Source organism: Desulfosarcina sp. (assembly GCF_046496365.1).
Taxonomy (GTDB): Bacteria; Desulfobacterota; Desulfobacteria; order Desulfobacterales; family Desulfosarcinaceae; genus Desulfosarcina.
This window is the reverse complement of record NZ_JAWOHB010000104.1, coordinates 22184-34724: the sequence shown is the minus strand read 5'-3', so window position 1 is coordinate 34724 and position 12541 is coordinate 22184. Positions and strand designations below refer to the sequence as shown.

Below are 12541 nucleotides of genomic sequence, written 5' to 3'. Positions count from 1 at the left end.
CTTCTATGTGCCGATATCGCTGTCCGTTGCCTGGATGCGATATCCAGTTGCCTCCTTGATCCATCGGAGGCTGGGGGAACACGCCGGTCCGCTTCAGCACGATGAACCAGGCGTGGGTGGGAATAACATTTGTGCGTATCGGCAACGATATAGCGCACGGTCCAGTCTTTATCTCGGCAGGAGAAGTCAAATGCTGACCACATACACAGAAACGCAATTAAAAATACCTTGCCGACCGTATTCTAAGTTTCCCAGCATGTCTTAATGATAGGGTATTCGGCTGCCAATTATTCGGGCATGCCGTCTCCTTGGCGTGAGCGGCTGTTGCCAGCCGCGCCAGCGCCGGTCACACCCGCATCGGGTGCCTTGGAAGTGAAGACAGCGAAAGGATTCTGAAATGAAAACATCGGATAAACGTGTCGCGCTGGTCACTGGTGCCAATCGGGGCATCGGATTTGAAATCGCCCGACAGCTGGGACTGAAAACCTTCAGGGTCGTCATGGCTGCCCGTGATGAAAAAAAGGGGACGGCGGCGAGTGCCCGCTTGGCTGAGCAGGGGTTGGATGTCTATAATACCCTTATCGACGTCACCGATGCCATCTCGATCCAGGCGGCCTTGGGCAGGATCGTCGATACCTTCGGGAGACTGGATGTTCTGGTCAACAATGCCGGCATTCAGATCGATGGGGAAACCGACATCATGACGCTGGCGCGGGATACGCTGCTCAGGACGCTGGAGACCAACGCCTTTGGTCCTTTGCTGCTGAGTCAGGCGTGCGTTCCGCTGATGAAAAAAAATCGCTATGGTCGTATCGTCAACCTATCCAGCACAATGGGTGCGTTGAACGACATCACCAATCCGGAATCGAAATACACCGGGATCCATTCCCCGGCCTACCGCATGTCCAAAACGCTGCTCAACGCCGTCACGGCCCTGCTGGCCAAGGAACTGCGGGGAAGCAATATCTTGGTCAATTCCGTCTGTCCGGGGTGGGTCAGAACCGACATGGGCGGCCCTCGGGCACCTTTTTCGCCTGAGGAGGCTTCGGCGACACCGGTATGGCTGGCGACCCTGCCCGATGACGGCCCTACCGGCGGTTTCTTCAGAGACCGCCAGCCTATTCCCTGGTAGCACCCGTATGAGAACGCACCGTAGCGGGCTGCCAGCCCTCCCTTTGCGGACACCACCCGATCGGCTTCTTGCACCGTCCCGACCCAATTTTGTGTCCACCCCAGCGAAGCCATTGAATAATGTTTCCGATTGCGCTAACAATACGCATCCCAATAGGCTAGGGTTTTCGACAACCTGAATTCGGCACAGTTCCGGCGAACGGTTACCCGTTGACCCCAAACGGGGAAAAATGGCCCCGACCACCGCTGCCCAGACGCCCGACGCGCCAAGAAGAAACAGCGTCCAAAAGACGCCGGAAATCATCGACACGATTATCGCGCTGCCGACCTCAAGCCCTGCTTCGCCATGGTTTTTCCGCCCATGATCGACGATCCGGCATATGACAGGCTGCGCCAAAAAGCGCGGCACCTCTCCGAGGGGGAAACCTGCACGCTGACGGCGAAAGAACAGGCCGACCTGCTGCGGATGGTCCACGACCTGGAGATCTCACGCGCAGAACTGTTCGACCTGTATGAATCGGCGCCGATAGCTTATGCCACCCTCAACCCCAAAGGTATCATTCTCAGGGCCAACGCAATGGCCCGGAACCTGCTGAACATAGACCAGAGGTCAGACACAGGCCGCGGGTTCTCCAGCTTCGTGATTCCGGAGGACTGGGGCAGCTATTTTCGTCGAATAAGAAACCTCTCCGAAGAAAAGACCAGCGATTTTTTCGATCTGCGGATAGTTGGCCCGGCACGCCGACCGATCACGGTGCATGTCCAGGCCGCCGCGCAGTTCGACCGGCAGGGTAATTTGACCGCCTGCCAGCTGACGTTTTTCGATGTCTCCGACCGGCGCAGGCAGGAACGCCAGTTGAGGCGGCTGAACGAACAGCTGGACATGGCCTCTAAAGCCGCCGACCTGGGGATCTGGAACTTCGACCCGGTCAACCGAAAAGTAATCTGGAATGATCGACTATACCGTCTGCTCGGGCTCGAACCCGGAGATGGCCTGGAGGACGGGGAACGCTTTTTCGGATTCATCCACCCCGAGGACCGCAGAGGCATCATCAAGGGCATGGATGCGCTCCTGAAAAGCGACCGGGACGACATCATGGAGGATTTTCGCATTATCCGGGCAGATGGCGTCATCCGATGGATGGCCTCGCGCGGCCGCATCTACCGTGACGTGGAAGGACAACCGATACATATCAGCGGCATCAACTACGACATCACAGAAAGGAAACATATCGAAGCGCACCAAAGTCTGGTGCAGCGCCAACTGGCCACTCAGCTCAAGGAAACCCAGCGGCTCAACGAAGAGCTGTCACAGTACGCCTATGTCGTCTCCCACGACCTGAAGGAACCCCTGCGCGCCATTCGCAACTATGTCGATTTTTTAAGCGAAGACCTCGCAGCCGGCTTGAGCGGCCCTCAAAAGCAATACCTGGACGGACTGAAATCGGCTGCGGACCACGGCAATACCCTCATCGGCGACCTGCTCGCCTTTTCGCGCCTCGAGCGGGCGGTGTGCAAAAAAGAGCACCTGGATCTGGCCGACCTGATGGTTCAGATCCGGACATTCCTCCAACCGGGATCCGAAGCGGAGATTACCATTGAAGCGGCCTGGCCGCCGATCGTTGCCGACCGAACCCTGCTTTGGCAGATCCTGCAGAATCTTTTGTCCAATGCCATCAAGTTCAATGACCACACACCCAAACGTGTCGAGATCGGCTGGCGTGCGGCGCCGGACGACCGCATCGATATTTACGTGCGCGACAACGGCATCGGAATCGATCCCCAATACCAGGATAAAATTTTCGGAATATTCCAGCGCCTGCACACCCAGAGGCAGTTTGACGGCACCGGCATCGGCCTGGCCATCGTCCGCAAGGCGGCTCACCTGATCGACGGCACGGTTCGGCTGGAATCCGAACCCGGGAAGGGCAGCATCTTCACCCTAAACCTGCCCAGGAAATAGACCCGTCACTGGTTGGCGGTCAATGCGCCACAAGTTCATGATGGAAGGTCTAAAGGTGTTGGCGTGGATCCGCCGGGTCAGCACTTTCTGGAAGCTGGCAGAAGTACCGGAGAATATCAGATGAATCAACCACCCCTGTTTCCTATGCGCATCCTGCTGATCGAAGACAGCATCCACGATCGGGTCGCTTTCCGACGCGCCCTCGACCAATCAGGGCTGCCGTTCGTCCTGACCGTTTACGAGCGGGCCGAAGAGATCCCCGCAGCCATGGATAGCGGCAGCGAATTCTACGATGTCGTGGTGGTCGACTACGACCTGCCGGGCATGAACGGCCTGGAGCATTTCAAGACTTTACGGCACCAGTCGAATCTGCCTCCTTTTGTCATGCTGACCGGCGCAGGCTCGGAGCACCTGGCGGTGAGTGCGCTCAAGGCCGGCATGGCTGACTACATCGTTAAGGATCCGAACCAGGGTTATCTGCAGCTGCTGCCCCTGAAGCTGAAGGCCGTCAGGCGACAACACAGGGACCGCATGGCGCGTCGGAAAGCCCAGGCCGACTTGGAAAAAGCCCACGCCGACCTGGAACAGATTGTTAAGCAACGCACTGCCGAACTTCATCAAACGGTCCTGGCGCTCAGAAATGAGATCGTCGAACACGAAGAAACGGAACATGCCCTGCGCAAATCCGAGAACGCCCTGCGCAGGCTCTCCTTGAAAATCGTCGATACCCAGGAAAACGAACGGCGGCAGATCGCCAAAGAGCTGCACGACAGCATCGGATCGAATCTGGCGGCCATCAAATTCGCCGTCGAGGGAAGGTTGGAAAACATGCACGGCCATGCCCCCGGACATAGCATCTCTCTGGAAAAAATCATCGCCTACATCCACGACACCATCAACGAGGTGCGCCGGATCTCATCCTACCTGCGGCCTGCCATGCTGGATGACATGGGCCTGCTGCCCACCATGGACTGGTTCTGCCAAACCAGCAGGGAGATCTACCGTCAAACCCGTATCGACACATTTTTCGGCCTCGATGAACGTGAGATCCCAGAATCCGGCAAGATCGTCATTTATCGTGTCATGCAGGAGGCGGTGACCAATGCCCTGAAGCACAGCGAGGCCGATGCGGTTTCGGTGCGCCTGGAGAAAACCACAAACGGAATCTGCATGTGCGTGACGGACACCGGCCTTGGATTCGATCTGCAGCGGGTAAACCAAGGCAGCGACCGAGGCCATCCTAAAATGAGCGGATTCGGCCTGAAGGGGATGCAGGACCGCGCCGCCGTGATGGGTGGTACGCTGACCGTGGATTCCCGCCCTGGAGAAGGGACGGCGATCTGCCTGCACATACCCGGTTCAAACCTTAAACCAGAGATCTGACCAATCTCCAACACGGTTCAGCGTGGGTTTGCCAGCCTGTCCATCGTGCACCCGTCGGGCTACCCTTCATCTTGCTTTCCAATACACCATCGACCCCATTGTTTTCGCAGTCAATTTATCTGAATCTAATATCCAGGTCGTCAGACCGATTGATCAGCCGTTTGAACCAGCGCCGCGATCTGCGTGGCCGTTTACCGGACACGGCGCCGCAGGCCGAATGACCAGTTAGGAACCGTGAAAGACCATGACCATCCGAGAGCCCCCACACTCCCATAGGACCCGGTGGGATATCAACACCACCCGGGGATTTGACCGCACGCCCGACGGGGCCAATGCCGCGGCCGATCCGGGGGAAAGCATCACCCGGCCAGGCAACATCGCCAGGGTCGACCGCGGGCGGACCGCCGATTCAAATCCGACCCGGCCGCAGGGGACATCGACCCCAACTGACAAAGAGATCCACACCCGCATCCAGGCCGACCTGCGTCGGCAGGCCAACATCGCAGCGATCGATCTGACCCTGGTGGTCTCCAAAGGAGTCGTGTTCATCGACGGCTTCGTCAAGACCTGGCGGGAAAGAAAACGGATTCAGCGGATTGCCGCCGATCAGCCGGGCGTAAAGGGCCTGCACAACAAGCTGATCGTGGTACCTTCGTATGCATGCGATAATGCGGTCTCCTCGCCATGAAAAAACAGGTGGTGTTCAGGCCGCTCTGGATCGCTTTGCGCGAGTCGCAAGAATACCGTCTCTCCTGCAACCAAATACAGCCTCAATCCGATGGCCCTGGCCGGCACAATATGTTTTAATTTCGACCGTCATTCAACGGTGAGAACCAAGATGTCGATGCTTACGGGTTCGCCCCCGATGCGAAAAACCACGAGATGCTAAATGACGGTGATTACATCGAAGCCCAGCCGTTCATCCGTTTTTCAATGGGCAGGTAATGGCAGCGATCGCAGCGGCAATAACCGGCGCAGAGATGCGCGATATGGGGTGCACAACCCATGGAAACCACAGAACGGATCAGTTACCGTGGGGGGCCGTTGCAGTAACCTAAAGGGAGATCAGCGGGATCAGGCTATCCATGACCAATAAAAAACCGGACCATCGGGAGGCTGTCAACCAGGCGGATGCCCTGCTGGAAAAATGCATGTGTGCCGAGGGTTTTCTGGCCAGTCCCACCGACAGCGACAACTACAGACGAATATGGGCACGGGACGGGATCATCATCGGGCTGGCCGCGTTGATGACCGGGACTGACGACATGATTGCGGCGCTTGGCCACACGCTGGAGACCTTGGCCGAACATCAGGGCCCTCACGGCGAAATTCCCAGCAATGTGGACGTGCGCAGCGGCCGCGTCAGCTACGGCGGGATGACCGGCCGGGTGGATGCGGATCTCTGGTTCGTCATCGGATGCGGCGAGTATTGGCAAGCCACCAAAGATGACGCCTTCATCGAACACATGCTGCCGTCGATCGAAAAGGTGGTCTTTCTGCTGGGCGCCTGGGAATTCAACAATCGCGGTCTGCTGTATGTACCGGCCACCGGCGACTGGGCCGACGAGTATGTTCACACCGGCTACATCCTCTATGATCAGTTGCTCTACCTGCAGACCCTGAGAACGATTCACCACATTCGGCGGCATGTCACCGGTTGCGATGATCATGACCTGCACACCCGCATCAGCCTGCTGAAGCACAGGATTCGGGCCAACTACTGGTTCGGTTCGGATGAAAAAATTCCCGACGATGTCTACCACGAGATTCTTTTTGAAAAAGGCCGCAAAGCAGCCAACCACTGTACCCGCCAATACTGGCTGCCGTTTTTCTCACCCCATGGGTATGGCTACCGGTTTGATGGATTTGCCAATGTCCTGGCCTCGCTGCTCGATGTCTCACCACCATCGCGGCGCCAAACGGTCGATGCCTATATCGAACAGCATGTCGTACCGGACCAAATCAAGCTGCTGCCCGCATTTTATCCGGTCATCAAACCGCTGGACAAGGATTGGGAGGATCTGCAGATTACCTTTTCATACAGTTTCAAAAACCATCCCTATGAATTTCACAACGGCGGCCTGTGGCCGATGATCACTGGCTTCTACGTTGCCGATCTGGCCCGGCGCGGGGAAACAGACAAGGCTGGCGCCTATCTGGCCGGTATTCATTGCGCCAACGCCATGTGCATGGACGGCCAGCCATGGGGATTTCCCGAATATGTCAACGGCAGCAATTTCTCAGCCGGCGGAAACCGCCACCAAGGCTGGAGTGCTTCGGCCGCTGTGATGGGGCACGCCGCCCTGAAAGGCAAAAAGGTGTTTAGGATCAATGAAGACGATACTTTTGTGCAGTGATCTGGACCGCACCCTGATTCCCAATGGTGCTGAAGATGAATCCCCCCGGGCGCGGCAGCTGTTCGCCCATCTGGCTGCCCATCCGCAGCTGCAACTGGCTTATGTCAGCGGCCGCGATAAAAACCTCGTCCGGGAGGCCATCGCCGGTTTCGCTCTGCCCGAGCCCGATTTTGTCATCGGCGATGTGGGCACCACAATCTACCAGGTCGACGGTGACCAGTGGCGGATGAACCAGGGGTGGCAGCGTGAAATTGGCAAGGATTGGCACGGTCATGACCATGATGACATCACCGCGCTGCTGGCCGGCATGGTGGGGAAAGATCTTGAACTGCAGCCACCGGAAAAGCAGAATCGATATAAAGCCAGCTATTATACGGACCCTTCGATCGATCCTCGGACGCTCAAGCAGCAGATCTCGGACCTTCTTGAGGACCATGACATCGCGACCCATATCATCTGGAGCCGCGATGATGCCGAGCAGATCGGGCTGCTGGACATTCTGCCCCGTCGGGCCAACAAACTGCAGGCAATCCGGTTTTTAATGACCGACAAAGCGTTTGAGGAATCCAATATCGTGTTTGCCGGCGACAGCGGCAATGACCTGGATGTGCTGGTCAGCGGTTTTCAGGCCATCCTGGTCAACAATGCCGCCGAGGATGTTCGTCAGACAGCGATCCATCGCCTGGCCGAAGCTGGACACAACCATCGGCTCTATCTGGCCAAGGGAGATTTCATGGGCTTGAACGGCAACTACGCCGCCGGTGTGCTGGAAGGGCTGGCCCATTTTTTCCCGGAGACGGCGGAGTGGATAAGACCCGCATTGAACCGTTAACCGCAATAGGAACAGGATGGAGAACCTGTTAATGAACCTGACTATATGGGGAAACCCGATTGAATCCTGGCTCATCGCCTTGGGCGTTGCTGTAGGGTTGATACTTGCCGTCAACCTGATCAGAGATTTGCTGGTGCGTCGGTTTTTTAGACTCGACCAGACCCGGGGGGACAATGTCAATGCACTCATAGCCACCATCGTCAAGCGTGTTTCGATGCCTGTTGTCGCGGTGCTGTTGGTCTATATCGGTGTCCAGGGACTCAAGATCCCAGATCGGTTTGTGCCCTGGATTTCCGCCATCGCGGTGATCGCGGTTATCATCCAGATCGCCAGTTGGGGTAATGGGCTCATCTCGTTCTGGTTCAAACGATATGAAAAAAAATATGCGCTTGACGCCGGCGAACGTATCACCACCCTTCGGGCCTTGACGCTTGTCGGCCGTACAGCCCTGTTTGTAATCGCTGCTCTGCTGGCCCTGGATAATGTTCCCGGCGTAAGGATCACGACACTGGTCGCCAGCCTGGGAATTGGTGGTATTGCCATTGCCATGGCACTGCAGAACATATTAGGGGATATATTTGCTTCCCTTTCGATCCTGCTCGACAAGCCGTTTGTTGTTGGAGACTTCATTATCGTCGAGAACCACATGGGCAGCGTCGAATACATCGGGTTGAAAACCACCCGCATTCGCAGCCTTTCCGGTGAGCAGCTGGTCTTTTCCAACAGCGATCTTCTCAAAAGCCGCATCCGCAACTACAAACGCATGGCGGAACGACGCGTCCTCTTTTCCATCGGCGTCGTCTACCAGACGGGATCTGAGTTTTTGGAGAAAATTCCCGGCATGATTCGGGAGATCATCGCGCAGCAGTCTCCGGTGAGATTCGATCGCGCGCATTTTCAAGGCTATGGAGAATTTGCGCTAAATTTTGAGGTTGTCTACTATGTACTGTCAGCTGACTACAACCTGTATATGGATGTCCAACAGGCCATCAATCTGGAAATATATCGCCAGTTCGAAGCACACAACATCGAATTTGCCTATCCCACCCGCACCGTTTTTCTCACCGGTGACCCCAGGCAGCGCGTCTCCGAATCAGGCAATGCGGATTCAATACAGCCTGCATATCACGCGTATACATGACAGCCCCTATTTATATTCCACCTTGTTTTGATACCGTGGCATTACAATTCGGGTTGCGTTTTCCACGTTGACCCAACAGCCAAGGAGGACCTAGCCTGTCATGTGTGGTATTTGTGGCCAGATCAGCTTCAACGGGCAACCCGCTGATGTCGAACCCGTAATCAGAATGACCGAGGCATTGAAAAAACGCGGCCCTGATGCACTGGGGCTGCATGTGCATGGGGGCGCCGCGCTGGGACACCGTCGCTTGAAAATAATCGACCTGAGCGAACGTGCCCATCAACCCATGGTGGACAACGCGCTGGGACTATCCATCGTTTTCAACGGCGCCATCTACAACTACGATGAGCTGCGGTCTGAACTGCAGGATCACGGCTACCGGTTTTTCTCATACGGAGACACCGAAGTCATTTTGAAGGCGTATCATGCCTGGGGAAAAGCGTGTGTCAAACGCTTCAACGGCATGTTTGCCTTTGTCATCGTTGATCGTGACAGCGGCGAGACTTTCATCGCCCGGGACCGCTTGGGGATCAAGCCCCTTTACTTTTCCAGCACGGGCAAGGCCTTCCGCTTCGCCTCTTCTCTACCGGCACTGTTGGTTTACGAAGATGTCGGCAAATCGATCGATCCCCTCGCCCTGCATTACTACATGACCTTCCATTCAGTGGTTCCGGCACCGCATACGATCCTAAAGGATGTCAGAAAAATGAAGCCCGGCTCGACGCTGTCCATCACGCCTGAAGGCCACATTGAGGAATCGATTTACTGGACCTTGGATTTCACTCCTTCGGCGGATGAAGCCCACTATCGCTTCGAAGATTGGGCCGAGCTTCTCCTGGTCCACCTGCGAAAAGCGGTTAAACGCCGTTTGACCGCCGATGTTCCAGTTGGTGTACTGCTCTCCGGTGGACTGGATTCAAGCCTCATCGTGGGACTCCTGGCGGAACTCGGCCAGTGGGATATCAACACCTTTTCCATCGGGTTCAAGGAGGTCAACGGTGAAGACGGCAATGAGTTCGCCTATTCGGATCTGATTGCCGATCACTATGGTACCGACCATCATAAAATCGAAGCTGGCGATGAACGGGTGTTGTCATCACTTGACCGGTGCATCCGTGCCATGAGCGAGCCCATGGTCAGCCACGACTGTATCGGCTTTTACCTGCTGAGCGAAGCCGTTTCCCGGCATGTCAAAGTGGTCCAGAGCGGTCAGGGCGCCGATGAAATATTCGGCGGCTATCACTGGTATCCACCCATGATGGACAGCAGGGACAGCGTGGTCGGTTATGTGGGTCATTTTTTTGATCGCCCCCATACCGAGTATGCCGCTGCCGTTGATTCCCGTTTTGTGAGTGGCGACCACAGCCTCGATTTCGTGCATCACCATTTTAGCCAACCGGGCGCGCCCTCCGCGGTGGACCGCGCACTGCGCATCGACACCACGGTCATGCTCACGGACGATCCGGTTAAACGGGTTGACAACATGACCATGGCGTGGGGCCTGGAAGCCCGCGTCCCGTTTCTTGATCACGAACTGGTTGAGTTCAGCGCACGCATACCGGCCGCCTTGAAAGTGGGTCGGGGCGGGAAATATGTCCTGAAAGAGGCGGCACGATCAGTCATACCAGCTGAAGTAATCGACCGCCCCAAAGGCTACTTCCCAGTTCCGGCCTTAAAATACCTGGACGGCGACTATCTGGCATTTGTCTCCGAAACGCTGTGTTCAGCGCACGGTCGGCAGCGGGCGATCTTCAATCCCGCTTATGTCAGCCATGTTCTCAAGGCACCCGACAGGCATATCACCCCATTGAACGGTTCAAAGCTTTGGCAAATGGCGGTGCTTGAATATTGGCTCTCGGTTCAAGGCATTTAGTACCCATCTGGGAAGGCCATCTTACGGTTCGGCTTTGCGTTTTCACGCTGGGAATTTCTCTGCACATCGCTGCTGGGCCTGGACCAGGTGCCTTCAAAGGAGAAGACGACGATGAGTTCCCACCACAGGCGCAAAGATCGACTGGAACGCATGACCAGCCTCTCGCTGAAGAACTGGCAATCGGCCACAGGGCCCGACGCCATGCGCTTGAAACAAGATGCGGTGGTGGACATGGGCTGGGGACGGATTATCTTCGGCCACACCTTTCAATCCAATGCCGCACTGGTTGACACCATCTGCCAGGAAGGTGCGGGTCAGCGTGACATCACCTTTTATCTGCGCGACCCCCACGTCCTGCTCTCCATGGGCCCGGACAAACTGTTCATGGATCCCTCGCACACATACCGGTTATGGTTTCACGACTATCGCCCGGGACGGGAACGATGGCCCGCTTTCTCCATTCGACGTCTCAGCACGGAAAAGGATACCGAGGCCATCAACCGGATCTACCGGTCGCGAAAAATGGTCGCAGCCGATCCCGGTTTTTACCTTGACCGCAATACGTCCCGATTGCGTACCTGCCTGGTGGCCGAGGACCTGAACAGCCATCACATCATCGGGACAGTCACCGGGCTGGATCATGTGAAGGCATTTAACGATCCGGAAAACGGAACCAGCCTGTGGTCTCTCGCCGTGGATGCCCAGGCCAACGCGCCGGGTGTGGGCGAAGCGCTGGTTCGCCACCTGACGGAACATTACATGGCCCGCGGCCGCAGTTACATCGACCTTTCGGTCATGCACGACAATGTCGAAGCCATCGCCCTGTATGAAAAACTGGGTTTCCAGCGGGTCCCGGTCTTTTGTATCAAACGCAAAAACCAGATCAATGCGCCGTTTTTCACAACCGCGCAGCCCGAAGACAAATTGAACCCGTATGCCCGAATCATTACCGATGAAGCCCGGCGGCGTGGAATCCGTGTGGATGTGATCGATGAAGTCCACAACTACTTCAAGCTGATGCATGCCGGTCGATCGGTGGTCTGCCGCGAATCCCTGACCGAACTCACCTCGGCCATTGCCATGAGCCGCTGCGATGACAAGCGCCTGACCCATCGTCTGCTGCGGGCCGCCGGGCTGAACGTGCCGCGACAATTCACGGCCAGCCCGCAGAACCCTGAAGCCAACGCTGCCATTATCGAGGAATTGAAGCGGGTCGTGGTCAAACCGGCCAGGGGCGAGCAGGGCAACGGCATCAGCGTGGACGTGCGTTCACCTGAAGCCCTCGACAAGGCCATCGCCTGGGCCGGTCAATTCTGCCCGGACGTCATTATCGAGTCCTATATTCAGGGCGAGGATCTTCGACTGATCGTCATCGATCACAAGGTGGTCGCCGCAGCGGTTCGCCGGCCGCCGGCGATTGTCGGCACGGGCCGCCAGCGCATCAGCGAACTGATTGAAAAATACAACCGCCGCCGGGCCAGCGCGACGGATGGAGAAAGCCGCATTCCCCTGGACGACGAAACCAGACGCTGCATCCGGCAAGCCGGCTACGGCATGGATGACGTCGTCCCTGCCGAAGAGAAAATACAGGTGCGCAAGACCGCCAACCTTCACACGGGCGGCACCATCGAAGACGTAACCGACACCGTTCACCCGGAACTGATCGAAGCCGCCGAGCAGGCTGCCGCCGTGCTGGACATCCCCGTCACGGGTCTTGACATGATTGTGCCCAACCTGGAAGGACCCGGATATGTGATCATCGAAGCCAATGAGCGTCCCGGATTGGCCAACCACGAACCCCAACCGACCGCTGAACGATTTGTTGATCTGCTTTTCCCCCAAACCGCCACTGCAAAATGAT

General features: G+C 56.8%; 9 protein-coding genes. All 9 read left to right on the top strand.

Annotated features, from left to right (window positions below; all coding sequences use genetic code 11):
• The first annotated feature begins 397 nt into the window (after positions 1-397).
• The 9 genes from R6V78_RS08450 to ngg all read left to right on the top strand — a co-directional run bounded on the left by R6V78_RS08450 (position 398) and on the right by ngg (position 12540).
• Positions 398-1132: an SDR family oxidoreductase gene (locus tag R6V78_RS08450; protein WP_410288905.1), complete on the top strand. Its 735-nt coding sequence runs from the start codon at positions 398-400 to the stop codon at positions 1130-1132.
• 360 nt (positions 1133-1492) lie between these two features.
• A complete protein-coding gene (locus tag R6V78_RS08445; RefSeq protein WP_410288904.1) occupies positions 1493-3094 on the top strand; it encodes a sensor histidine kinase in 1602 nt (533 codons plus the stop codon).
• Between the two features lie 120 nt (positions 3095-3214).
• Positions 3215-4477: an ATP-binding protein gene (locus R6V78_RS08440; protein WP_410288903.1), complete on the top strand. Its 1263-nt coding sequence runs from the start codon at positions 3215-3217 to the stop codon at positions 4475-4477.
• Between the two features lie 244 nt (positions 4478-4721).
• Entirely contained in the window at positions 4722-5165 is a 444-nt protein-coding gene (locus tag R6V78_RS08435) for a BON domain-containing protein (protein WP_410288902.1), read from the top strand.
• Between the two features lie 397 nt (positions 5166-5562).
• The gene (locus R6V78_RS08430) at positions 5563-6834 is read left to right on the top strand and encodes an amylo-alpha-1,6-glucosidase (protein ID WP_410288901.1); all 1272 of its coding nucleotides are present in this window, start codon (positions 5563-5565) and stop codon (positions 6832-6834) included.
• Positions 6809-7666, top strand: a complete 858-nt coding sequence (locus R6V78_RS08425; RefSeq protein WP_410288900.1) for an HAD-IIB family hydrolase — start codon at positions 6809-6811, stop codon at positions 7664-7666. Before R6V78_RS08430 ends, R6V78_RS08425 begins: the two co-directional genes overlap by 26 nt.
• Positions 7667-7697: 31 nt before the next feature.
• The gene (locus R6V78_RS08420; protein ID WP_410288899.1) at positions 7698-8807 is read left to right on the top strand and encodes a mechanosensitive ion channel family protein; all 1110 of its coding nucleotides are present in this window, start codon (positions 7698-7700) and stop codon (positions 8805-8807) included.
• 100 nt (positions 8808-8907) lie between these two features.
• Positions 8908-10680, top strand: a complete 1773-nt coding sequence (locus R6V78_RS08415) for an N-acetylglutaminylglutamine amidotransferase (protein WP_410288898.1) — start codon at positions 8908-8910, stop codon at positions 10678-10680.
• A 111-nt stretch (positions 10681-10791) separates the two neighbouring features.
• Entirely contained in the window at positions 10792-12540 is a 1749-nt protein-coding gene (ngg, locus tag R6V78_RS08410) for an N-acetylglutaminylglutamine synthetase (protein ID WP_410288897.1), read from the top strand.
• Position 12541: the final 1 nt, after the last annotated feature.